The sequence below is a fragment of the Paraburkholderia unamae genome (assembly GCF_003268775.1).
GTDB lineage: Bacteria > Pseudomonadota > Gammaproteobacteria > Burkholderiales > Burkholderiaceae > Paraburkholderia > Paraburkholderia unamae.
In genome coordinates, this window is record NZ_QLSU01000005.1 from 215,125 (window position 1) to 238,793 (window position 23,669).

General features: G+C 66.6%; 22 protein-coding genes. 15 read left to right on the top strand and 7 right to left on the bottom strand.

Features of this window, described 5'->3' with window-relative positions; genetic code table 11:
• The first annotated feature begins 12 nt into the window (after positions 1-12).
• Entirely contained in the window at positions 13-2,619 is a 2,607-nt protein-coding gene (locus tag C7401_RS10465) for a DUF6600 domain-containing protein (protein WP_112171304.1), read from the top strand.
• A 75-nt stretch (positions 2,620-2,694) separates the two neighbouring features.
• Here the strand turns inward: C7401_RS10465 and C7401_RS10470 are convergent, their stop codons facing one another.
• Positions 2,695-3,666, bottom strand: coding sequence for a thymidylate synthase (locus C7401_RS10470; RefSeq protein ID WP_112171305.1), 972 nt, complete (start codon positions 3,664-3,666; stop codon positions 2,695-2,697).
• A gap of 326 nt (positions 3,667-3,992) precedes the next feature.
• Positions 3,993-5,378: a sigma-54 dependent transcriptional regulator gene (locus C7401_RS10475; RefSeq protein WP_112171306.1), complete on the bottom strand. Its 1,386-nt coding sequence runs from the start codon at positions 5,376-5,378 to the stop codon at positions 3,993-3,995.
• 546 nt (positions 5,379-5,924) lie between these two features.
• On the opposite strand from C7401_RS10475, the gene C7401_RS10480 reads away from it, so the two are divergent.
• From C7401_RS10480 to C7401_RS10520, 9 genes are all read left to right on the top strand, one after another.
• Positions 5,925-6,482, top strand: coding sequence for a hypothetical protein (locus C7401_RS10480; RefSeq protein WP_258396973.1), 558 nt, complete (start codon positions 5,925-5,927; stop codon positions 6,480-6,482).
• A gap of 127 nt (positions 6,483-6,609) precedes the next feature.
• A complete protein-coding gene (locus C7401_RS10485; protein ID WP_112171307.1) occupies positions 6,610-7,110 on the top strand; it encodes a FapA family amyloid fibril periplasmic chaperone in 501 nt (166 codons plus the stop codon).
• Entirely contained in the window at positions 7,107-7,763 is a 657-nt protein-coding gene (locus C7401_RS10490; protein ID WP_112171308.1) for a FapB/FapC family functional amyloid domain-containing protein, read from the top strand. The genes C7401_RS10485 and C7401_RS10490 overlap by 4 nt, the downstream gene beginning before the upstream one ends.
• Before the next feature lie 27 nt (positions 7,764-7,790).
• Complete coding sequence (locus tag C7401_RS10495; protein ID WP_112171309.1) at positions 7,791-9,374, top strand: FapB/FapC family functional amyloid domain-containing protein; 1,584 nt, start codon at positions 7,791-7,793, stop codon at positions 9,372-9,374.
• A 160-nt stretch (positions 9,375-9,534) separates the two neighbouring features.
• On the top strand, positions 9,535-10,254 hold the full coding sequence (locus C7401_RS10500) for a C39 family peptidase (protein ID WP_181565544.1): 720 nt from the start codon (positions 9,535-9,537) through the stop codon (positions 10,252-10,254).
• 13 nt (positions 10,255-10,267) lie between these two features.
• Positions 10,268-11,113 (top strand): peptidase C39, encoded by an 846-nt coding sequence (locus tag C7401_RS10505; RefSeq protein ID WP_112171311.1) that lies wholly within the window; start codon positions 10,268-10,270, stop codon positions 11,111-11,113.
• Positions 11,114-11,268: 155 nt separating this feature from the next.
• Positions 11,269-12,744 carry a hypothetical protein gene (locus C7401_RS10510; RefSeq protein ID WP_112171312.1) on the top strand — a complete coding sequence of 492 codons (1,476 nt, stop codon included), beginning with the start codon at positions 11,269-11,271 and terminating at the stop codon, positions 12,742-12,744.
• Between the two features lie 16 nt (positions 12,745-12,760).
• Positions 12,761-14,317 (top strand): sigma-54-dependent transcriptional regulator, encoded by a 1,557-nt coding sequence (locus tag C7401_RS10515; RefSeq protein ID WP_258396974.1) that lies wholly within the window; start codon positions 12,761-12,763, stop codon positions 14,315-14,317.
• Between the two features lie 102 nt (positions 14,318-14,419).
• Positions 14,420-14,917: a dihydrofolate reductase gene (locus C7401_RS10520; RefSeq protein ID WP_112171314.1), complete on the top strand. Its 498-nt coding sequence runs from the start codon at positions 14,420-14,422 to the stop codon at positions 14,915-14,917.
• A 104-nt stretch (positions 14,918-15,021) separates the two neighbouring features.
• On the opposite strand, the gene pmbA is transcribed toward C7401_RS10520, so the two are convergent.
• Entirely contained in the window at positions 15,022-16,392 is a 1,371-nt protein-coding gene (pmbA, locus tag C7401_RS10525; protein ID WP_112171315.1) for a metalloprotease PmbA, read from the bottom strand.
• A gap of 254 nt (positions 16,393-16,646) precedes the next feature.
• Here pmbA and yjgA point away from each other — a divergent pair, with 254 nt between their 5' ends.
• Together yjgA and mog are read left to right on the top strand one after the other, a co-directional pair.
• Positions 16,647-17,258 (top strand): ribosome biogenesis factor YjgA, encoded by a 612-nt coding sequence (gene yjgA, locus C7401_RS10530; protein ID WP_112171316.1) that lies wholly within the window; start codon positions 16,647-16,649, stop codon positions 17,256-17,258.
• Positions 17,245-17,868 (top strand): molybdopterin adenylyltransferase, encoded by a 624-nt coding sequence (mog, locus tag C7401_RS10535; RefSeq protein ID WP_112171317.1) that lies wholly within the window; start codon positions 17,245-17,247, stop codon positions 17,866-17,868. Before yjgA ends, mog begins: the two co-directional genes overlap by 14 nt.
• 74 nt (positions 17,869-17,942) lie before the next feature.
• Here mog and orn read toward each other — a convergent pair whose 3' ends face one another.
• Positions 17,943-18,572: an oligoribonuclease gene (gene orn / locus C7401_RS10540; RefSeq protein WP_112171318.1), complete on the bottom strand. Its 630-nt coding sequence runs from the start codon at positions 18,570-18,572 to the stop codon at positions 17,943-17,945.
• A gap of 112 nt (positions 18,573-18,684) precedes the next feature.
• Here orn and C7401_RS10545 point away from each other — a divergent pair, with 112 nt between their 5' ends.
• Genes C7401_RS10545 through C7401_RS10555 form a run of 3 tightly spaced genes read left to right on the top strand, consistent with a single transcriptional unit; the run spans position 18,685 to position 21,270 of the window.
• Positions 18,685-19,962 (top strand): M48 family metallopeptidase, encoded by a 1,278-nt coding sequence (locus tag C7401_RS10545; protein WP_112171319.1) that lies wholly within the window; start codon positions 18,685-18,687, stop codon positions 19,960-19,962.
• Positions 19,959-20,915, top strand: a complete 957-nt coding sequence (gene rsgA / locus C7401_RS10550; protein ID WP_112171320.1) for a ribosome small subunit-dependent GTPase A — start codon at positions 19,959-19,961, stop codon at positions 20,913-20,915. Before C7401_RS10545 ends, rsgA begins: the two co-directional genes overlap by 4 nt.
• A gap of 34 nt (positions 20,916-20,949) precedes the next feature.
• Positions 20,950-21,270: a putative signal transducing protein gene (locus C7401_RS10555; RefSeq protein WP_112171475.1), complete on the top strand. Its 321-nt coding sequence runs from the start codon at positions 20,950-20,952 to the stop codon at positions 21,268-21,270.
• 81 nt (positions 21,271-21,351) lie between these two features.
• Here C7401_RS10555 and C7401_RS10560 read toward each other — a convergent pair whose 3' ends face one another.
• From C7401_RS10560 to rplS, 3 genes are all read right to left on the bottom strand, one after another.
• Entirely contained in the window at positions 21,352-22,290 is a 939-nt protein-coding gene (locus C7401_RS10560) for a CobD/CbiB family protein (protein WP_112171321.1), read from the bottom strand.
• A 149-nt stretch (positions 22,291-22,439) separates the two neighbouring features.
• The gene (locus C7401_RS10565; protein WP_112171322.1) at positions 22,440-23,147 is read right to left on the bottom strand and encodes a CoA pyrophosphatase; all 708 of its coding nucleotides are present in this window, start codon (positions 23,145-23,147) and stop codon (positions 22,440-22,442) included.
• Between the two features lie 86 nt (positions 23,148-23,233).
• Entirely contained in the window at positions 23,234-23,629 is a 396-nt protein-coding gene (gene rplS, locus C7401_RS10570) for a 50S ribosomal protein L19 (RefSeq protein ID WP_112171323.1), read from the bottom strand.
• Positions 23,630-23,669 lie beyond the last annotated feature (40 nt).

Sequence of the window (23,669 nt, forward strand, 5' to 3'; positions counted from 1 at the left end):
AGGAGAACGAACATGACAACGCGCACGCCTACGACGCCCACGCCGCCTACGATCACGATCACCCGGTTTCGCCGCACAACCCGCCGCACCCTGTTCGCACTGGCCGCGCTCGCCGCGCTGAACCTCGCCGCCGCGCCCACGGTTTTCGCACAGGCCGCGCCGCCCGACGCCGGGCCCGCGCCGGGCGCCGCGAGCGTCGATCCGCCTGGCCGCGTCGCCCGCCTCGACTACATGGCCGGCGCCGTGACCACCGAGCCGGCCGGCGCAAGCGACTGGTCGTATGCGCAGCTCAACCGCCCGCTCACGACGGGCGACCAGCTCTGGAACGATGCCAACGGGCGCTCCGAGCTTCACATCGGATCGACGGCCGTGCGCCTCGGCGCGCAAACGAGCCTCGACGTCCTCAACCTCGACGACCAGACGTCGCAACTGAAAGTGGCGCAAGGCACGCTCTCCACGCGCGTGCGCGAAATTCCGCAGGGCACGACTTATGAAATCGACACGCCGAACCTCGCGCTGGGCGTGACGAGCCCCGGCGACTATCGCGTGGACGTCGCGCCCGACGGCAGCACCACGACCGTAACCGTGCGCAGCGGCAACGTGACCGTGTACGGCGAGAACGGCCAGATGCCGATGACGGCCGGCCAGCAGATGCGCTTCGGCGGCACCGACCTCCAGCAGGTGGCGAGCAACGAAGCACCGGCGCCCGACGCCTTCGACCAGTGGGGGCTCGCGCGCGACCAGGCCGAAGACCGCTCGGTCTCGGCGCGCTACGTCTCGCGTGACATGCCCGGCTATCAGGATCTCGACAACAACGGCACGTGGCGCAGCGACCCGCAGTACGGCGAAGTCTGGACACCGAGTTCGGTGCCCGCGGGCTGGGCGCCCTATCACGACGGTCACTGGGTCTGGCAAGCGCCTTGGGGCTGGACCTGGGTCGACGACGCGCCGTGGGGCTTCGCGCCTTATCACTACGGCCGCTGGGCCTACGTGGACGATTCATGGGCCTGGGTGCCGGGACCGATCGTGGAGAGCGCCCCACCCGTCTACGCGCCTGCGCTGGTCGCGTTCGTCGGCGGTGGAGGCGGCGGTGCCGACTGGGGCGTGAATCTGGCGGTGGGCGGCGTCGCGGCGGCGGGCGTCGCGTGGTTCGCGCTCGGGCCGGGCGAGCCGTGGCATCCGCACTGGGGCGGCTGGAGTCCGCATTACTACGACCGTGTGAACCAGACCGTCGTGGTCAACAACTATCGGCGCGACGTCAACATCACGAACATCAACGTTCACAACACCTATGTGAACTATCGCGTGCCGGGCGCGGTGACCGCGGTGCCGGCCACGGCCTTCGTCCATGGGCAGCAGACCTCGCGCTTCGCGCAGCACGTCGATCCGCAGCAGTGGCGCAACGCGCGCATCGAGCCGGGCACGCCCGGCATCGCGCCGGTCAAAGGCAGCTTCGGCGCCAACCTGCGCCGCGCGGACTACCGGCCACCCGCGGCGCTCAACCAGCGCCAGGTCGTCGCCACGCGCGCACCGGTCGCGCCGCCCGCGTTCCACGACAACCTCGCGCAGCGTTTCGCCCACTCGGGCGGCACCGTGCCGGGCGCGGGCGCGCCGGTGGTGCGCGTCTCGGCTCCGGCACATGCTTCGTTCTCGCCTTTCTCCCCTGCCGCGCACGGCGCGTGGCCCGCGCAGAACGTGCGGGTCGTGCCGCCGCATTCGCCCGTCGTCGGCGCGGCCGGAAGGCCCTCTGGCCCGCAAGGGCAGGCGCAGCCGGGCCGGCCGGGCGTCCCTGGCGGCGCACCCGCTCCGGGCGCACCGGCCTTCAACGCCATGCAGCGAGGCGCCGGGCACGGCCAGCCCGGCATGCCCGCAGCCGCCGCACAGGATCATGGCGTGCCGCACCCGCCGCAGTTCGCCGGGCGGCCGCAAGGCGGCATGCCCGCAGCCGGCCAGCCGGGTCCGAGTGGCGCGAATATGGCCAACGTAGCGAACGGTCCGCGCGGCGAAGCCCACCAGCCGGCCTGGACGCAGCCGCATACGCCGCTGGCCATGCGCGGACAGCCGGGCGGACAAGCAGGCGCACAAGCAGGCGGACAAGCGCCCGGCAACGAGGCAGGCAGACCGACCGCGCTGGCCATGCAGGCGCCGCGTAACGAAGGGCGTGCACAACCGCAGCAACCACAGCAGCAGCCACAGCAACGGATGCCCGAACCGGCGGCGGCGCAGCATGGCCCGCAGGTGCCGCCACAGGCGCAGGCCCGCCCGCAACCGCAAGCCGAGGCGCGCCCCGAGTTCCGCCAGCAGGCACAACCTCAACCGCAGCAGCGAGCGGAGTTCCACCCGCAGGCACAACCCCAGCCGCAACAGCGCGCCGAGGCCCGCCCGCAGCCGCAGCCTCAACCGCATCAGGAATTCCGTCCGCAACCGCAGCCCCAGCAGCGCGCCGAGGCGCGTCCGCAGCCGCAACCGCGCGCGGAATTCCATCCGCAGCCGCAGCCCCAACCGCAGCAACGCGCGGAATTTCACCCGCAGCCGCAGCCTCAGGCGCGTCCGCAACCCGCGCCGCATCCGCAAGAGCGCGCAAGCGGCGGCAATCACGACGACCACCACCACGGCTGATCGCCGCGCCGCAAACGACAAAGCCCGCGAACGTCGCCGTTCGCGGGCTTTTTTTATCGCGGATTCACGCCGGGGTTACACCGCCATCGGCGCGGTGAGCGGCTCGTGATGCCGGTAGTCGACGAGGGAAAAGTCGGACGGCTCCACCTTCTCGAGCCATTCCGGCTCGTAGACGCCCGTTTTCGCGTACTCGGGCACGCGCTCCGAGATGGCCAGGCGCGGACTCGCGAAAGGCTCCCGGCGCAACTGCTCGTTGAGCATGCCGAGCTGGTTTTCGTAGATATGCGCGTCGCCGATGAAATACGTGAACCAGCGCGGCGTATAGCCCGTGAGCCGGCCCACGAGATGCAGCAGTACCGCGCCCTCGGTGAGGTTGAACGGCGTGCCGAGACCCACGTCGTTGCTGCGGATATAAAGGCACAGCGAGATTTCGCGCTTCACCGGGTTCGGCAAGAACTGGTACAGCAGGTGGCAAGCCGGCAGCGCGATTTCCTCGAGCACGGCCGGGTTCCAGCCATGAAACAAAATCCGCCGGTCAGACGGGTTTTTCATGATCGTGTCGAGGCATTGGCGCAGCTGGTCGACGGCCTTGTAAAGCAGCACTTTCTGCCGACCGTCCTCGCTAAAGCGCGCCACCTCGGCGTAGCCGCGCGATTGGGCGTCGGCGAGCTGCGCGGCGGCTTCGGCGTCGAGCACCTTGTAGGCGGGCCAGCGCCGCCATTGCACGCCGTAGACGTCGCCCAGGTCGTCCGTGCCCTCGCGGTACGGATTGGCGAGCCACTGGGCGTTGTCGTTCGCATTGGCGTCCCAGACCTTGCAGCCGAGCGCGCGAAAATCCGCGGCGCTGCGCGAGGCGCGCAAAAACCCGACCAGCTCGCCCACCGCCGACTTGAATGCCAGCTTTTTCGTCGTCACCGCGGGAAAGCCTTCTTGCAGGTCGAAGCGCAGCATCGCGCCCGGCTGGCTGATCGTGCGGATGCCGGTGCGGTTTTCCTGCCAGGTGCCGGTGTCGAGAATCGAGCGGACGAGCTCGAGATACTGTTTCATGCGCGGTTCCCTCGTCGGGCACAGGGCGCCCGGTTCGGATTCAGGATGGAAAAGGAGGATTTTACCCGGCGCGCGCGTCCGGGGTCGGCCGCGCCAAAAGCGCGTGCCCATACCGAATCGGGGACAAGGGCGAAACGCCCACAGGACGGGCTACGGGGAGCCCAAGGGAAAGCTCGCGGCGAAACCAGGCGCAGCGAGTTCAGACGCCACGCAATGGGCGCGGCAACATCCACGGCGGCCACCGTGCGCGGTCGGTGCGCGAAGCCCGAACCCGGCGCTTTCAGCCGCCTTCTGCTCCATGCAACCGCAAAGCAGCCAGTCCGGCCTCAAGCGCCCGAAGCCAGGCCGCCGGGATGCGGCGCGAGCGGCTCGCTCTCCATGTGGCGCATGCCGTGCGCGCACAGCAGCCGGTACAGCGTCACGCGCGAGATGCCAAGCTCCTGCGCGGCGTCGCCCAGGCGCCCGCGGTGGCGCAGCAGCGCAAGCTCGATGGCCTGGCGCTCGGCGGCTTCGCGCGCCTGGGCGAGCGAAACCGGCACCACTTCGACGTAATCGCCGAGTTCGAGATCGCGCGCCGTGATCGCCCGGCCCTCGGACATCACGATGGCGCGGCGCACGCGGTTGATCAGCTCGCGCACGTTGCCGGGCCAGCTGTAGTTGTGCAGCGCCGCGATGGCGTCGGGCGAGAAGCCGCGCAGGCGGCGGCTGCCGTCCTTCTTGAAGCGTTCGAGCATGTGCCGCGCGAGCAGCTCGATGTCCTTGCCGCGCGCACGCAGCGGCGGCTCGTCGATCTGCAACACGCACAGGCGGTGATACAAATCCTGACGAAAGCGCCCTTCCACCATCGCCGCGCGCATGTCCACGTGCGTGGCGGAGATGATGCGCACGTCCACCGGCATCGACTGGTGGCCGCCCAGGCGCTCGATCTTGCCTTCCTGGAGAAAGCGCAGCAGGCTCGCCTGGCTTTCCATCGGCAGGTCGCCGATTTCGTCGAGAAAGAGCGTGCCGCCGTTGGCCGCCTCGACGCGCCCCATCTTGCGCTGGCTCGCGCCCGTGAACGCGCCGCGTTCGTAGCCGAACAGTTCCGATTGCAACAGGTGCGGCGGAATCGCGCCGCAGTTGATCGGCACAAACGGGGCATTGCGGCGCGACGAGCGCTCGTGGATCGCCACCGCCGTGAGTTCCTTGCCCGTACCCGACTCGCCCGAGATGAACACCGGCGCATCGGTCATGGCGACCTTGCGGATCGAACGGAACAGCGCCAGCATCGCCTCGCACGAGCCGACCATTTCGCCTTCCGTGCCGCCCGTGGTGTCGTTCGATGCGGCCTCGCCGAGCGAAACCATGCCATATGCATGACCGACTGAATCGACGATACGCTCGCCGCTCCAGGGCACCGTTACGTAATCGAAACAGTAATCGCGCACGAGGCGGCGCAGGTTGGCATCCTGCAACTGGCCGGTCGTGGTCGCGGCGACCCAGCCCACGTTAGGCAACGTCAGGCACGGCTCGAACGAACCGATCTCGTGCAGGTGGAATTCGCTTGAAAGATCGAGCAGTCCCCCCGCAGGCATTCCCGTGCGTAACGCGCGTCGTGCGTCCCGTGCGTTGCCAACGACTTCCACCTGCCAGCCACGCTCGTGGAACCGCTGGTTCAACGCTTCGACCGGATTTCGCGTCACGTACACCAATTGCCGCGTTGCAGGTTCCATTATTCAGATCCTCTTGCCAACACTATCGTTTGGGAATGACGGCACGCACCTGAATGTACAGACACGCAGCAAAAAGCCCCTTTCGCGCGCCTGAGAAACAGTAAACGCGCTTGCTTTTGCTGACAGTGAATCCCCGAGTTGTGGCGTGTGTGTCAACTTGCCCAGTTGTGGGCTTTTTCTTTTTGGCATTACGGCTTTTTCTGAAGCTTACTATAGCCTCAGGGCACTTGGATAGAATTTATGCGGACGGAATGGTTTAGGGACCGATGGAAATGTTTCCATGTCTTTCCCGGTATTTTGTCAGTGCAGAAATAATTACGGATGTTTCCATTCCCTCAATAGTTAAGCGCCTGACGCGCAAACGTTCTCCTTTGAAACCGGATGGCATTGCCAACGGGTTTAAACGGCCTCACGTTTCAGCACTGAAACATTTTGGCGAATATCCGCCATTCAAAATTTGCAGAAAATAGCGCGGCTCGAAGCGTATCAATGGATTGCGGGCGATGGCACACGTTTCGCTAAATGTCCCGCACCAGGAGATACGCCATGCGACTCATCGTCAAGCCAGTCCGGCGCAGTGTTTTTAGCTACGGCAGCGCATTTGCCGCCGTGCTCGTTCCCGCCGCGTTCCTCGTCCTCTCGCCCGCCGCTCTGGCCGGGGCCCTGGACGACGCGCAGCCCGCGCAAGCAGAGGTCGGCAGCTTCGTGAGCGCCGCCCCGGATGTCGTTACTGCAACACCTGGCGCACTCATTCCCGCGACGCTCGACGCGAGCGCCCTGTCTGCCGCGACCGGCACAAATGACACGGTCGGCACGGACGACACAAACGCAACAAATATCACAGCCGCCAGCGCCGCCGCCGACCCGGTTTCTTTCGGCGACGACGGGGTATTCGCCGGCGCCGGCACGCTCGACGACCAGACGCTCTCGCGCCAGCGCGGCGGCGCCGTCGGGATGGTGATGGTGGCGGCCACGCCGCAACTGATGCGTGGAAACAACAGTGTGACGCTGTGGGATGAAATCGCGCCGCCGGCGCCGCTGCCGATTCCCGTGGACGCCACCCAAAGCGCGCAGGGCAACCTCGCGAGCTACACGAGAAAGTAACGATGAGATAGGAAACCGCGCCGCTTCTGTTGCGACGCGGTGTCAGGCGCGCCGCAACAGAAGCGGCGCCCGGACATGGGGCCTCGGGCGACGCGAAAGCGCCAACCAGGGCCGACAGGAGACCGAGATGACAGCACGCAAGCTGACGCACGGCGCAAGCCGGCGTCTCGTCCAGGCCGCCGCCGCCCTGTGCGGCGTCCTGGCGGCGGGTGTCACGACGGGCGTAGCCGCCCAGCAGGTGACGAACCCCGGCGACATCATCGTCGAACGCGACATCACGCCCCGCAGCGCCTTCGCCAACGTGCCGAAGAACCAGGACCCGGTGCTCGTGCGCGCCACGACGTTTCCGAAGAACAGCTTCGACCCGGCAATGGCCGCGCTCGTGACCGACACCGACCTCGTCAACGCGCACGGCTCGAGCGGCGTGAATACGAACGGCGCCATGAGCGCACAGGCCGCTGGCGTGCAGGCAATCACGCGCATTCTCGCCGGCAACGCGACCGGCTCGAACACGGCCGCGGGCCCCGGCGCGAGCGCCGGCGTCGGCGGCGGCCTCGGAAGCACGATTTCCTCGACGATCACTGGCGCGCTCGCCCCGCTCACGGGCGCGATGGGAGGCATGAAATGAGCCGCTTGCCCAGTCTGCTCGACACGTTGCGCGCGACCCGCGCGGCGGCCCGCAATTCGATCCCCACGGCGCTCGCCTGCGCCGCCGCGCTCGCCTTCGCGGGAGCCGCGCACGCCCAGGCCCAGGCCACGGTCGGCGCAACGGCGGTCATCGCCCCGAACGCCGGCACCGCGACCAAAGGCGCGCTTACGGTGAACGAAACAGCGGGCATCGACAACGCGCAATCCAACCAGCTAACGATCACGAGCGGCAGCGTCGCCATCAACGTGAATGGCGACGAGCAGCTAGCCACCGTCTCGGCGCGCGTGAAGGACGCGAGCGCGACGATTGGTGCAGGAGCTTTTGCAAACACGACCGGCGCAATGATGGTGAATCAGTCGGCGGGCGTGGGCAATGTCCAGCGCAACAGTGCCCTCATCAGCACTGGAGCGATTGGTGTTGCGACGGTCTCGGACGGAGAACTGTCCGCGGCGGCCGCAGCGAACGGCGGTCAGGGGCAAATGGCCCAGGCAGGGGGCATTCGTGAGGTACGCATCGACGGTGCGGCATTCAGGAATGCGACGGGCCTCGTGCAGGTGAACCAGACGGCCGGCGCCGGTAATGCTACGGCAAACAGTTTTGTGCTCCGTCCCCCGGCGGGCACTCTTTTTTAACTGACCACTCAGTATCGGAGCGAAATCATGAAGCGCACCCTCATAGCAGCGGCAGTTCTTGCTTCGGCAGCAGGTTCCGCTTATGCGGTTCCATCGAACATGGCGTACCTCTTTAACGCCACAGGCGTCACCGAAGGTGTCGGGATCGAAGGCTTCGTCACGCTGTTCGGCTGCGTCTCGGTCTCGAGCACTGCCGGCGCGGTCATCAACAACAACCAGACCACCGGCGGCGGCACGCTCCTTCCGCAAGCTCAGAGCTATCTGAGCGGCAAGGTGACGACGACCTATAACAACACCAACTTCAGCGTGAAGGGCACGGGCGACAACTCCTTCTACAAGTACTCCAACTCGATGTCGTCGAGCAGCGACTCGTCGTCGAGCAGCTCGTCACGCACGCACGATTCGAGCAGCTCGAATTCGAAGAGCGCATCGGGCAATTCGAGCTTCGGCGCCTCGTTCAGCGCGAGCGCCAGCGCCTCGTATCACGTGAAGACGGACAACGGCGGCACGAGCGACTCGTCGAGCACCAACAAGTCGAGCGACGTGGGCAGCAACAACAGCACGAGCACGTACAGCAGCACGGGCAGCAACAACTCGATGAACTCGCAAAAGGGCAGCGGCGACCTGAAGCTCGGCGCCTCGTGGTCCAACAAGGGCAACTGGAGGAACGGTTCGTCGAGCCTCAGCCTGAGCGGCTCGGAAAGCACGTCGCACACGACGGCGAGCTCGCACGACAACAGCGACACCACGAAGCGTGGCAATAGCTGGAACAACAGCGACACCAACAGCAAGAGCAGCACCTCGTCGAGCGCCAATACGGCGTACGCCGACGGGTCGGCGAGCGGCTCGCTCAAGGCCAGCGTCAGCGCTTCGAGCGAATACTCGAAGAACTCGAAGGACGCGTCCTCGCACATGTCCAGCGAATCGAGCACGAGCGCCGACTCGCACAAGAGTTCGTCCTCGAGAAGCTCGAGCTCGAGCAACGGCTGGGGCTATAACGTGAGCGACACGCTCAACACCGTCGACGAGCACACCACCGGCTCGGTCACCGCGAACATCAACACACAACAGGCCGGCACGCTCGACGCGACCACCGGCAGCAACGCGGCAACCGGCGTGACGGGCAACCTCGGCGTGAACATCGCGGAAGGCATCAACAACGCGCAAAGCAACGATGTCGCGCTCGCTTCCGTCGATATGGGCAACGTCTTCGGCAACGCACAGATCTTCAACACGCAAGCCTCCAGCGGTAAGGCCAACGTGAAGAACTTCAATCTGAACGCGTCGGTCGGCGACGGCTCGCTCGCTAACGTTTCGGGCAATGTCGGCGTGAACGTCGCATCCGGTATCGGCAACGCGCAGAACAACAGCCTCGCCGGCTCCGTGACGACGGCAAGCCCGGGTTCGGCCTCGACGGTTGCGATGGTTGCGACCGACAACAACGTGCAGAACGCCGGCATGACGGCAACCGGCCAGTTCCAGGGCACGGCCACCCTCGGCGCCAACTCGCTCGCCAACGCGACCGGCAACATCGGCGTGAACATCGCGGGCGGCATCGGCAACCTGCAACACAACGGCATGGCAATCGCCGCGATGAACAACGGCCACTAAGCACGGCCAGCAGGACCGCAGGTAACGGGCCCGACTCAGGCACAAGTCAGGCAGCAAGTCAGGTCGGGCCCCGGTAATACCGCTGTTGCCATATCAAGCAGCACCGCGCGCCGGCGGTTTCACGCAAGCCGGCGCGTGAACCAAAAGGTAGGAGACCACCATGTCCGGGCTCGTATCGTCCCCGGCGTCCAGGATGTGCGCTGTCGCGCTGGCGCTTGCCGCCACCGCGGCCCTCGTGCCCGTGCACGCGCAGTCGACGCTCGACGCGACCAACCTCATCGGTGTGCCGATCAAACTTCCGATCCACTCGATGCGGGACATTCGCTATCGCAGCATCGTCAACCAGCAGTACGACTACAGCTGCGGCGCCGCCGCGCTCGCCACGCTGCTCAAGTACGGCTACGGCATCGACATCCCGGAACCTGAGCTGATCCGCCGCATGATGGTGTTCTCCACGCCCGAGGTGGTCGTCAAGAACGGCTTCTCCATGCTCGACATGAAGAAGTTCGTCGAGACGATCGGCTTGCGCGGCCGCGGTTTTCGCGTCAACACCGACGCGCTCTACCACCTGCAAATCCCCGTGCTGGTGCTCATGAACATCGATGGCTATGAGCACTTCGTGATCGTCAAGCACGCCGAGAACAGCCGCATCTTCATCGCGGACCCCGCGCTCGGCAACCGTATCGTCGCTGAGGACGATTTCGCGAAGACGTGGAACGGGCTCGTCTTCGCGGTGCTCGGCAAACCGTTCCTGGAGGACTCTCCGCTGTTGCAGAACAACGAGTCGCTCGCGCTCAAGCTGCGTGAAAACGCACTGCTCAATGGCACGGCCGCGACTCCCTTCTTCGAATACGGCCTCGATAAGGCCGTCATGTTCTGAAGTCCTAAGAATCATGAAACGCAACCTCTCACAGTGTGGCATCGCGGCAGCCGTCTCCGCGCTCGCCTGCGCTTTTTCGAGCGGTGCGCAAGCGGCCGACAGCATCGGCTTACCGCAGCCGGTGCCGGCGTTTCTCGCGAACGCCGACGGACAAGCGCAGGGCATCCGCTGCGAGACCGTCGACGACGACGTGCTCGCGCATCAGACCGGCAAATATGCCGGCAGCGACATGATTTCCGGGTTCGTTCTGAACCTGCTTTCTCAGTGGCAATTGCCCAACGGCGCGACGGCTGTCGCGCAAGGCACGCTCGCCGTCGCCCAGAACGCGGCCAACCAGATGAGCGCGCAGGTGAAAACGTACGCGAACGTGATCGACCCGACGCAGAACGGGACCACGCTCGCGGGCAGCGGCGCCAATCCGAACGCGACGGCCACCGGTGGCCAGAACGTGACGGTCAACGGCGTTTCGCAGATCACCCAGGTGGCCGGCAACGGCAATGCGGGCGCCAACGCCGCAACCATCGCCTACGACAACAACGCGCCGCAGATCGCCAACCTGCCAGGCGCGGCCAACCAGTCGAGCGCGTCCGCTTCGAACGCGAACGGCAGCATCAAGGCGGGCATCTCGTTCGGCAGTAACGGCGTCAACGTGACGCTGCAAACGCCGGCGGGCATCGCCACGCAAAACATCGTGCCGGGCAACGCGCAACAGGCCGGCGCGATCGCCCAGCTGCTCCAGGTCGCAGGCAATAACCAGCAGGTCGCCAACCAGTTGCAACTGAGTCTGCAAACGCAGCAGATGTCGTCGCAAATGATCCGGCAGATCGGCGTACTACAGGCTCTGCGAAACCTCCACTAACCAAGGGGCTCGTGAGGGACGAGACGCATGAAAAAGGAGACCACCACGCGGGCGTCGGCCCCGTGAGAAAAGCAACACATTGAATGAGGTGCATCGACGTGCGCAGGCGTGGGACCAGGGGGTTCCGCGTCGCGCCCGATCCCGGGGGAAGAACAATGAAGATGATGTCGAGGACGGTCGCGCCCCACGTGGCGCTGGCCGCCATCCCAGCAGCGGTCCTGCTGTTCGCGCTCTCGCAATCCGCCCATGCGCAAGCGCTACAAAGCCAGTCGATCGAAGATCGGCTGAACACGCTCATGCGTGTGGTCGACGAACAGCAGCGGCAGATCCAGTCGCTCGAGCGCCAGGTGACGAACCTCGAAATGGCGCAACGCGGGCGCGGCATGCCGGGCGCGGGCGCGCCCGACGCGGCGTCCGACGCCACGGTCGCCGAGCAGCCCGGCGCCGACGGCCTGCCGGTGCCCTTGCCGCCGCTCGCCCAGGCGCTGCCAGGCGCCACGGCGCCGGGCGCGCTCACGGGCACCGCCACGGGCGTGCCCGTGAACCCGCCCTCACCCGATGCCGGGCCGACCAGCGGCGCAACCGGCACGTCGGCCGCAAGCGGCCCGCAGCAAGGCGCGCCGGTCGGTGTCAACCCGACGGTGGGCGAAACGCAGAAGAACGCCGAGCCCACCCGCACGCAGGCCGAGGAAGCCGTCGTGCAGCGCGAGCATGCGCCGCTGTTCGACCACAAGCTCACGCTCGACTGGGGCATCAGCGACACCTACTACGATCGCCGCCAGTTGCAGCTCTCGGGGTTCCTTGCGCTCGACGCGATCTTCCTCGGCAACATCAATCTGGGGCAGACCAAATCGCACCAGATCACGGCCGATCTCGATACGCGCTACGGCATCACCGACCGCATGAGCGTGGACGTCGACGTGCCGTACGTCTACCGGCACAGCACCTTCATCGTGGGCGGCGCGGGCGGCTCGGCCAGCACGCTCACGGATGCGTCGGTCAACTCGAACGCCATCGGCGACGTGAACTTCGGGATCTACTACCAGTTCCTGAAGGAAACCAACAACATTCCCGACGTGGTCGGCAGCCTGCGCGTGAAGACGCCCACCGGCACTTCGCCGTTCGGCATCAAGGTGCAGCAGATCACGCCCGACAACACCAACCTGGTCGCGCCGAGCAAGCTGCCCACGGGCACGGGCTTCTGGAACGTGACGGCCGGCGTCTCGGTGCTGAAGACCTATGACCCGGTGGTGCTGTTCGGCAGCTTCTCGTACACGTACAACATCTCGCGCTCGTTCGCCGACATCTCCTCGGTGATCGGGCAGACCCAGCCCGCCGATGTGAAGCTCGGCGACATCATCCAGTTCGGCGGCGGCGTCGCCCTCGCCTTCTCCGACAAGGATTCGGCCAGCATCTCGTACACCATGGCGATCGAGCCGCAGTCGAAGACCAAGCAGCCGGGCGGTGCGTGGACCGGCGTGCCTGGCAGCGAGACGACCGCCTCGGTGCTCAACTTCGGCCTGAATCACGTGGTCAACAAGCATCTGACGATCAACGGCGCGGTGTCCGTTGGCCTCACGCCCGACGCGCCGAACTTCGTCGTCGGCGTGCGCTTCCCCTATACCTTCTGATGACATGAGGCCGATCGTGCGTGAATCCTCCCACCTGGGCGCCACCGTGACACCGTTCGCCGGAGCGGGCCAGCGGCTCGCCGTGACCGGCCCGCCGCATTCGGGCGGCGCGGCGCGGCACGACGAAGCGCACGACGCCGGCCCCGCGCGCGACGCCAAAGCGGCGCCGGAGTTCGAGCGCACGTTGCTGTACGTCGCGCGCACGCCCGACCCGCTGCTCGGCGCGTACCTGAAGAGCCGCGGCTGGGAGCTCGCGACCGCCCGCACGGCGCACGAGGCCTCGCGCCTCGTGAAGCCGGAGGCGGCCTATGCGGGCATCGTCGACCTCACGGGTTTCGCGCCGCGCGAATTCACGGGCCTGGAGACGATCCTGCGCCTCCAGCAGGTGGGCTGGATCGCGCTCACGGACAATTCGCGCCTCGCCGACCCGGAAGTGCGCCGCCTGATCCGCCACTACTGCTTCGACTACGTGCATGTGCCGGTCGCGCACCCGACGCTCGACTATCTCGTGGGCCACGCGTTCGGCATGGTCTCGCTGTGCGACCTCGACACGCCGGCCACCCCCGCGAGTCAGGACGAAGACGAGATGGTGGGCACCTGCGAGGCGATGCAGCAACTGTTTCGCACGATCCGCAAGGTCGCCAACACCGACGCCACCGTGTTCATCTCGGGCGAGTCGGGCACCGGCAAGGAGCTCACCGCGCTCGCGATCCACGAGCGTTCGCCGCGCCGCAAGGCGCCTTTCGTGCCGATCAACTGCGGTGCGATCCCGCATCATCTTCTGCAATCCGAACTGTTCGGCTACGAGCGCGGCGCATTCACGGGCGCGAACCAGCGCAAGATCGGGCGCGTCGAATCGGCCAACGGCGGCACGCTCTTTCTCGACGAAATCGGCGACCTGCCGATGGAAAGCCAGGCGAGCCTGCTGCGCTTCTTGCAGGAAGGCAAGATCGAGCGCCTGGGCGGCCACGAGCAGATTCCCGTGGACGTGCGCATCATTTCGGCCACGCACGTCGATCTCGAGTCGGCGATGCGCGACGGGCGCTTTCGGGCCGACCTCTTTCACCGCCTGTGCGTGCTGCGCGTAGACGAGCCGCCGCTGCGCGCGCGCGGCAAGGACATCGAAATTCTCGCGCACCACGTGCTGCACAAGTTCAAGATGGACAGCGCGAGAAAGATTCGCGGCTTCACGCCCGACGCCATCGAAGCTCTGTACAACTACAACTGGCCAGGCAACGTGCGCGAGCTCATCAACCGGGTGCGCCGCGCGATCGTCATGGCCGAGAGCAAGCTGATCTCGGCCGAGGATCTCGACCTCGGGCATTTCACCGCGCAGCAGACGGTCACGCTCGCACAGGCGCGCGAGGCCGCCGAGCGGCGCGCGATCGAAGCGGCGCTGCTGCGCCATCGCCACCGGCTCACGGAGGCCGCGGCCGACCTCGGCATCTCGCGCGTGACGCTCTACCGGCTCATGGGCGCGCATGGCCTGCGCGACGAAAAAACGATCTTTGGCGGCGAAGCGGAGAACCAGGCGGAACCGCCGCCGGACGCGCCGCCCGACACGCCGGAGTGAGCGCGAAAGCGTGCAGCGGCATGGGAGAGCGCGCCGGGGCGCCCGGCGCCCTCAGGTAGAATCGCTGCGAACGGCTTACAACCTCGCACCTCTACCCTTTCGATGACAACGCTCACCCTCATCGTCGCCCGCGCCCGCAACGGCGTGATCGGGCGCGACAACGCGCTGCCCTGGCGGCTCCCCGAAGACCTCGCGTTCTTCAAGCGCACCACCATGGGCGCGCCCATCATCATGGGCCGCAAGACGCACGAGTCGATCGGCCGCGCCTTGCCGGGCCGCCGCAACATTGTCGTCACGCGCGACGCGGGCAAGCGCTTTCCCGGCTGCGACACGGCCACGAGCCTCGACGAAGCGCTCGCGATCGCGGCGCAGGATCAGGCGCCCGCGGCCTTCCTGATCGGCGGCGCGCAGCTTTACACGGAGGGCCTCGCGCTCGCGCACGAAATGGTGGTGACGGAAATCTCCGCCGACTTCGAGGGCGACGCCACGTTCCCCGCGCCCGACCCCGAGGTGTGGCGCGAAACCTCGCGCGAAACGCTGCACGCGAACGCGCCGAACGACTTCGATTTCGCGTTCGTGCGGTACGTGCGGCGGGATTGATTGTCTGCGCGTGGATCCGTGCCCGGATTCGCGCCCAAAAGCACAACGGCACGCCAAGGCGTGCCGTTGTTCATCGCGCCGCGAAAGCGCCGCGCGAATGCCGCTTACTGCCCCGCCACCGTCATCTTCTCGATCAGCACCGAGCCGGTCTGGCGCGTGCCGCGCGCGAGCGTATCCGCGCCCACGGCCACGATGTGGTGGAACATTTCCTGGAGCGTGGAAGCAACCGTGATTTCCTCCACCGGGTACTGGATCTTGCCGTTCTCCACCCAGAAGCCCGAGGCGCCGCGCGAATAGTCGCCGGTCACGAAGTTCACGCCCTGCCCCATCAACTCGGTCAGCAAGAGGCCCGTACCGAGCTTGCGCAACATTTCCTCGAAATCGTCTTCCGGCTTCGTCAGCGAGCTTTGCAGATGGAGATTGTGCGAGCCGCCCGCGTTGCCCGTGGTCTGCATGCCGAGCTTGCGCGCCGAATACGACGAGAGGAAATAGCCCTGCACGATGCCGTCCTTCACGACTTCGCGGCGCTGCGTGCGCACGCCCTCTTCGTCGAACGGCGCGCTGCCGGCCGCGCGCGGCACGTGCGGGTCTTCGACGATCTGGATATGCGGCGCGAACACCGGCTTGCCCAGGCTGTCGACGAGGAACGAGGTCTTGCGATAGAGCGCGCCGCCGCTCACGGCCTGCACGAACGCGCCGAGCAGGCCCGCCGCGAGCGGCGCCTCGAACAGCACCGGCACCTTGCGCGTGTCGAGGCTGCGCGCGTTCAGGCGCGACAGCGCGCGCTCGGCCGCATAGCGCCCCACGGATTCGGGCGAGGCGAGCTCAGCCGCGCTGCGCCGCGAGGTGTACCAGTCGTCGCGCTGCATGTTGCGGCCAACGCCCGCGATCGGCGCGCACGAAATGTAGTGGCGCGAGTACGGGTAGCCGTGCAGGAAACCACCCGAGGTCGCGAGCACGAACTGCGAATGCTGCGCCGAAACGCTCGCGCCTTCGGAGTTCTTCACGCGCGGGTCGACAGCGAACGCGGCGTCTTCGGCGCGGCGCGCGATTTCCACGGCCTCGTCGGCCGCGAGGTTCCACGGGTGGTAAAGATCGAGGTCGCGCGGCGCGGCTTCGAGCAGCTCGCGCTCGGCCAGGCCCGCGCAGTCGTCGTCGGCGGTAAAGCGCGCGATGTTGTACGCGGCGGCCACCGTGTCCTTGAGCGCCTGCGGCGAAAAGTCGGAGGTGCTCGCGTTGCCGCGCTTGTTGCCGATATACACGGTCACGCCGACCATCTTGTCGCGGTTGTGCTCGATCGTCTCGACCTCGCCACGGCGCACCGAGACGGACAGGCCGTCGCCTTCCGAGATCTCGGTCGCCGCGTCGCTCGCGCCGAGCGTTTTGGCGTGCCGCAGGATGTCAGACGCGATCTCTTTCAGTTCGTCCTGCGTGTGCGGGAAAAAGCGTTGCCGGGCTTCGATGTCTGCTGCCATTGTCGTTACGGTCCGGTTCTGGGCCGGTGCGGCCCGCTGGTGTCGTGTTTCGCTGGTGTCGCTTCGAGTGCGATTCGGGTGCTTCGGAACGCGCCGCGTTCGCGAAGCGCATCCCGCGATCATAGCAAGGTATGTGAACACGCATCACAGGCGCTTTCGCCGCCCGCCGCGTCGCACCGGCATCGGGCCGCGTCACTGCCTTCCTGCCGCCTTCCAGCCCGAGCCGCGCGCCCGCGCACGCTACAATACGCCTCATGAAACGCAAAACCCGCATTCAACCGATGAACGACGCTGTCGCCGAGCCGGACGACAACGGTTACGATCGCCCGAGCAAATCCCAGCTCAAGCGCGAAATGGAAGCCCTCCAGGAACTGGGCCAGGCGCTCGTGGAGCTGCCGAAGGACGCGCTCAAGCGCATGCCGATGACGGAAGACCTCGCCGACGCCGTGCACGAGTGCCGCCGCATCAACGACCACGAAGGCCGTCGCCGCCAGCTCCAGTACGTGGGCCGCATGATGCGCGGCCTGACCGAAGCCGAAGTCGCCGCGCTGCGCACGAAGTTCGAGGAGCACCGCGGCGTGAACAAGGCCGCCACGGCGCGCCTGCACTGGATCGAGCGCACGCGCGAAAAGCTGCTCGCCGACGACGCCGCGCTCACCGAATTCATCCGCGTGCACCCGGCCGCCGACCCGCAGGAAGGCCGCACGCTGATCCGCAACGCCCGCCGCGAACACGAGCAGGGCAAGCCGCCGAAGTATTTCCGCGAGCTGTTCCAGTGGATCAAGGACGCGAGCGCCCAGGGCGCCGACGAGGCTGACGACGACGATGAGCGTGCCGACGAGGACCGCGAAGATGACGAAGCCTGAGCGCAGCCATCCGGATGAACTGGTGATCGGCCTCGTGTCGGTCAGCGACCGCGCGACGAGCGGCGTCTACGAGGACAAGGGCATTCCGTCGCTCACGGCGTGGCTCGGCAACGCGCTGAAAACGCCTTGGCGCGCCGAAACGCGCCTGATCCACGACGACGCCGCAACGATCTCCGCCACGCTCACGGCGCTGGTGGACGGCCTGGGGTGCGATCTCGTGCTCACGACGGGCGGCACCGGCCCCGCGCGCCGCGATGTGACGCCCGAGGCGACGCTCGCGGTCGCGACGAAGGAAATGCCGGGCTTCGGCGAGCAGATGCGCCAGATCAGCCTGAATTTCGTGCCGACGGCCATTCTGTCGCGCCAGGTCGCCGTGATCCGCGAAAACGACGATCACGCGGCGCTCATCATCAACCTGCCGGGACAGCCGAAGTCGATCAAGGAAACGCTGGAAGGCCTGCGCGACGAGCAAGGCGCGGTGAAGGTGCCGGGCATTTTTGCCGCGGTACCGTATTGCATCGACCTGATCGGCGGCCCGTATATCGAAACCGATCCGAACGTCGTGGCGGCGTTCCGGCCGAAGAACGCGCAGCGGGCGCCGCGCGCGTAAGACTCAACACACACTACGTTTTCGCGCAGCGGCGGCAGCGCCGCCACTGCGCGTCCCGGAAAGTCCGGCGGCGCTCAGAGCGCCGGACCGGCCTCGCCCGTCGCCACGTCCGGCACGATGCCCGGCGCGGGGATCAGGAAGTGCTCGCGGTAGTACTTGAGTTCGTCGATCGACTCGTGGATGTCGGCCAGCGCCGTGTGCATCGCGCGCTTCTGGAAGCCCTTGTAGATGGCCGGCTGCCAGCGGCGGCACAGTTCCTTGAGCGTGCTCACGTCGAGGTTGCGATAGTGGAAAAAGCGCTCCAGCGTGGGCATCCAGCGCGCCATGAAGCGGCGGTCCTGGCAGATCGAATTGCCGCACATCGGCGACTTGCCGGGCGGCACGTATTGCGAAAGGAACGCCATGATCTGCTCGGTCGCGCTCTCCTCGGTCACCGTCGAGGCGCGCACGCGCTCCGTGAGGCCCGAGCGGCCGTGCGTGTTGCGGTTCCATTCGTCCATGCGGTCGAGCACGGCTTCCGGCTGGTGGATCGCGAGCACGGGACCTTCCACGAGCTTGTCGAGCGTCGAGTTCGTCACCACCACGGCGATCTCGATGATACGGTCGTTGTCGGGATCGAGCCCCGTCATTTCCATATCGAGCCAGATCAGGTTCATGTCGGTACGCTCGATGAGCGGCGCGCCGGCGGAGGTGATGTCAGTCATGAGGGCAACCCGAAAAGCGTTGGAAGCGCGGCGTGTGCGCGGCAAACGCGAGGATGCGATGCCCGGCCGGCAAGAACATATAATTGTCGCATAGATACCACGGACTTCCTGGATGCCTAATCTGTCCCCCTCCCCGGCGCTGTGCTTCAGCGCCCTGTTCGTTGTCGCCGTGCTCGCCATGGTCGCGACCAAGCTCTGGCTCGCGTCGCGCCAGATCCGTTTCGTCGCCGCGCATCGCGGCGCGGTGCCCGCGCAGTTCAGCGCCACCATCCCGCTCACCGCCCACCAGCGCGCCGCCGACTACACGGTCGCGCGCACGCGCCTTGGCATGATCGAGATCGTGCTCGGCGCCGTGGTGCTGATCGCGCTCACGCTGCTCGGCGGCGTGCAGGCGCTCGATCTCGGCATCTCGGATGCGATCGGGCGCGACTATGTGGGCCAGATCGCGCTCGTCGGGGCCGTGCTCGCCATCTCCGGCGTGGTCGAGCTGCCGCTCGACTACTACCGCCAGTTCGTGATCGAGGAGCGCTTCGGCTTTAATCGCATGACGAAGCGCATCTTCATCATGGACCGCATCAAGGGGCTGCTGATCGGCGCGGCGTTCGGCATTCCGCTGCTGTTCGTCGTGCTCTGGCTCATGCGGCAGGCAGGCAGCTTCTGGTGGCTCTGGACGTGGGCCGTTTGGGTCGCGTTCCAGATGCTCGTGCTCGTGCTCTACCCCACCTTCATCGCGCCGCTCTTCAACAAGTTCGAACCGCTGCGTGACGAAGCGCTGCGCTCGCGCATCGAGGCGCTCATGCAGCGCTGCGGCTTCGCGGCCAAGGGCCTGTTCGTGATGGACGGCAGCCGCCGCTCGGCGCACGGCAACGCCTATTTCACGGGCTTTGGCGCGGCCAAGCGCATTGTCTTCTTCGATACGCTGCTCGCGCGCCTCTCGGGCAGCGAGATCGAGGCCGTGCTCGCGCACGAGCTGGGCCACTTCAAGCGCCGCCACGTGATCAAGCGCATGGTCGTCACGTTCGCGATCAGCCTCGCGCTGCTCGCGCTGCTCGGCTGGCTCTCGCAGCGCGTGTGGTTCTACGAGGGTCTCGGCGTACGGCCGTCGCTGCTCGGCGGCAACGAAGGACTCGCGCTCGTGCTGTTCTTCCTCGCCGTACCGGTGTTCCTGTTCTTCGTCACGCCGCTTGGCAGCCTCTCGTCGCGCAAGCACGAGTTCGAGGCCGACGCCTTCGCCGCGACGCAAACGGACGCGCAGCATCTCGTCAACGCACTCGTGAAACTCTACGAGGACAACGCGTCGACGCTCACGCCCGACCCGCTCTATACCGCGTTCTACTACTCGCATCCGCCGGCTTCGCAGCGGATCGACCGACTGCTCGCGCACGCATGAACCGGCGCGCAACGAAGGCCGCCGGCACCGCAAAAGCCACCTGCGCCACGCTGCACGGCGTGGTGATCGCCGCCCACGGGCGCCACTATCTCGTCGCGCCCGACGGCGGCGGCGCGCATCTGCAATGCTTCCCGCGCGGCAAGAAGAGCGAGGTGGCGGTGGGCGACCGCGTGGAGTACCAGTCGACGTCCGCCGACCAGGGCGTGATCGTCGCGATCGGCGAGCGGCGCAACCTGCTCTACCGCTCCGATCAGTTCAAGTCGAAGCTGTTCGCCGCGAACCTCGACCAGTTGCTGATCGTGCTCGCCACCGAGCCGCACTTCAGCGAGGACCTGCTCGGGCGCGCGCTCGTGGCCGCCGAGGCCAACGACCTCAAACCGCTCATCGTGCTCAACAAGATCGACGTGGAAGCCGCGCTGCCGCTCGCTCGCCAGCGGCTCGAACGCTATCGCGCGCTCGGCTACACGGTGCTGGAGCTTTCGGTGAAAGGCCGCCCCGAAGAGGCGCGCGCGGCGCTCGCCGAGCATCTGCACGGCCATCAGACGATCCTGCTTGGCCAGTCGGGCATGGGCAAGTCGACGCTCGTGAACCTGTTGATTCCCGACGCCGAAGCGGCCACGCGCGAGATCTCCACGGCGCTCAACAGCGGCCGCCACACCACGACGTTTACGCGGCTCTACCGGCTGCCTGACGATGGAACGCTAAGCGGCGGCGCGCTGATCGATTCGCCCGGCTTTCAGGAGTTCGGCCTCTATCACCTGACCGAAGGGAAGCTGGAGCGCGCGTTCCCCGAATTCCGCCCGCTCCTTGCGCATTGCCGCTTCTATAACTGCCATCACCTGCACGAGCCGGGCTGCGCGATTCTGGAAGCCGTCGATGATGGCCGCATCGCGCCCGCGCGCCAGGCGCTCTACGCGCAGTTGATGCACGAGATCAGCCAGGTCGTGCGCTGAAGCGCTGCGCACCGCCCGGCACCCCGCTCTCATGATCAAGCTCGTGCGCGCGCCGAATCTGCTGATCGCCCAGCACTGGATGAACATCCTCGCCACGGCGGGCGTGCCGTGCGAGCTGCACAACCGCTACCTGAGCGGCGCGATGGGCGAGATTCCCGCCGAGCAGTGCGCGCCCGAACTGTGGCTCGTGGACGAGCGCGACGAGAAGCTGGCTCGCCGCCTGATCGACGATGCCGTGAACGGGCCGCCCGCAGGCGCGCCCAGTTGGCGCTGCGCGCACTGCGGCGAGGTGCTCGAAGCGCAGTTCACCGTGTGCTGGCAATGCGGGCGTGAGCGCGACGTGCGCGACGAGTGAGGCAACGCCGACCGAAATGCAAATGGGCCGCAGATCAGTCTGGCGGCCCATTGGCTTTGTTGCGCAGCGGCTTCGCGCCGCTCAAAGCCACACGGCAATCGTCAGCATGAGCAGCAGGATCATCCACAGGATCACGGCGCGCCACACGAGGCCCACGGCCGATTGCAGCGTGCGCGGCGTGCAGTCGTCACCGACGGTGTACGGACCGCCCTCGCCCGGCTGCGCGAGCACGTCGACGCTCGACTGCTCCGCGAGCGGCCCCGAAAGGCGCGCGCCCAGCGCGCCGCTGCCGGTGGCGAGCAGCACGCCTTCGTTGGTGTCGGGCCACTGGTTGGTGTGGTTGCGCCAGGCGTAGATCGCGTCCTCGAAGTTGCCGACGATCGCAAAACCGAGCGACGTGAGGCGCGCCGGCACCCAGTCGATCACGAAGAACACGTGCTGCGCGAAGTTCGAGAACGCCTCGGTGCGGTCTTCCGCCGGACGCGCCCACTCGCGCGCGAGGTATTCGGCGATGCGGTACAGCACGGCGCCCGCGGGCCCGATCGGCACGAGGAACCAGAAGAACACGCCGAACACGTGGCGATGCGAGGCCACCACCGCGTGAATGAGCGTATGGCGCACGATCTCGCTCACGGGCATGTCCACGGCGTCGATGCCGGTCCATTCGTGAAGGATTTCACGCGCGCGCGGCACGTCGTCGTTGTTCAGCGCGAGGTGGATGTCGGTGAAATAGTGGCTGAACTGGCGAAAGCCGAGCGTGAAGTACACGACCACCACGTTCCAGAGGAACGCCAGCACGAAGCTGATGTGATAGAGCACGTAATAGACGAGCGCCGTGGCGAGCGTCCACGGCAGCACGACCACGAGCCAGGCGATCAGACCATGCTTTTGCTTGCCGGCGTCGAAGCCGTGGGCGGCCCATTCCGCATTGAGGCGCACGAGCGCCATGACGGGATTATTGGGCGACAGCGCCCGCACCTGCTCGATGACGAGGGCCAGCAATACGGAAAAGAAGGTCATGCGACGCGCCGTGCAAACCGGGTTGCAAAAGAGGTTTTAGAAATTGTTGCAACGATATCACAGGGCCAGATGTGCCAGACCATCGGCGGCCATTCGGGCGGCAAACTCGCAACAGTGCGCCACGGCGCTTGCACGCGCCGCCAGACGTGTTACGCGAGCAGGAAGCGGTAGAAGTTGCGCAGCATGCCCGCCGTCGCGCCCCAGATGAAGTGCGTGGCATTCAAGCTGGAAGCGGCAATGCGGTCCGGCGCATTGCGATCAGGATAAGGCATCGCATAGAAGCGCCGCTCGCCACCCTCCCAGCGGAACACGCGCACCTGATGATGCGCGGGGTTCATCAAAAAGCTCAGCGGCACCTCGAAGATACTGGCCACTTCGAGCGAATCCGCGGCGAGCGTGAACGGCTCGTGCACGAGACCGACCACGGGCGTCACCTTGAAACCCGTGCCGGTGAGGTACTCGGGCAGCGCGCCGAGCACTTCGACGCGCGCGGGGTCGAGGTTCACCTCCTCGTGTGCCTCGCGCAGCGCGGCGGCAATGGGCGTGGGGTCGGACGGCTCGCGGCTGCCGCCGGGAAAGCTCACCTGCCCCGCGTGATTGCTGAGATTGTCCGCACGCTGCGTGAGCAGCACGGTCAGGCCGCCCGGGCGCATGGCGATCGGCACGAGCACGGCGGCCTCGCGCGGGTCGCGCAGCTCGGCGAGCCGGGCTTCCTGGGGCTCGGGATCCCACGGCAGAGGCTGCTCGAAGCGCGTGCGCAGGCCGGCGGGCGTCAAGCGATCGGCCGCGACCTGGGGAAGGTTTGCGCCTGTCGATTCGATCGGCAAGCTTTCGGGTTCAAATACTGGACGGATCAACGGGTGTCTCGGATTGCACGTACACGAGATTATTTTGAGGCCAAAAAGAAAAAAGCACCCCGAAGGGTGCTTCTTTCTCACAGCTTTTACGCCTGGTCGGCCGGAGCAGCTGCGCGGTCTTTCGACACCAGCTTTTCCTTGATACGTGCCTTCTTGCCCGACAGGTTGCGCAGGTAGTAGAGCTTCGCGCGACGCACGTCGCCGCGGCGCTTCACCACGATGCTGGCCAGCAGCGGCGAGTACGTCTGGAACGTACGCTCGACGCCTTCGCCCGACGAGATCTTGCGCACGATGAACGCCGAGTTCAGGCCGCGGTTACGCTTCGCGATCACGACGCCTTCGTATGCCTGAACGCGCTTGCGGTTACCTTCAACCACGTTCACGTTGACGATCACCGTATCGCCAGGAGCGAATTCGGGGATGGTCTTCTCGCCCAGCACGCGCTGGATTTCTTCCTGCTCGAGTTTTTCAATCAGATTCATGGATTGACTCCGTATGCCATCTTGTCGGCGTTCGTACCTG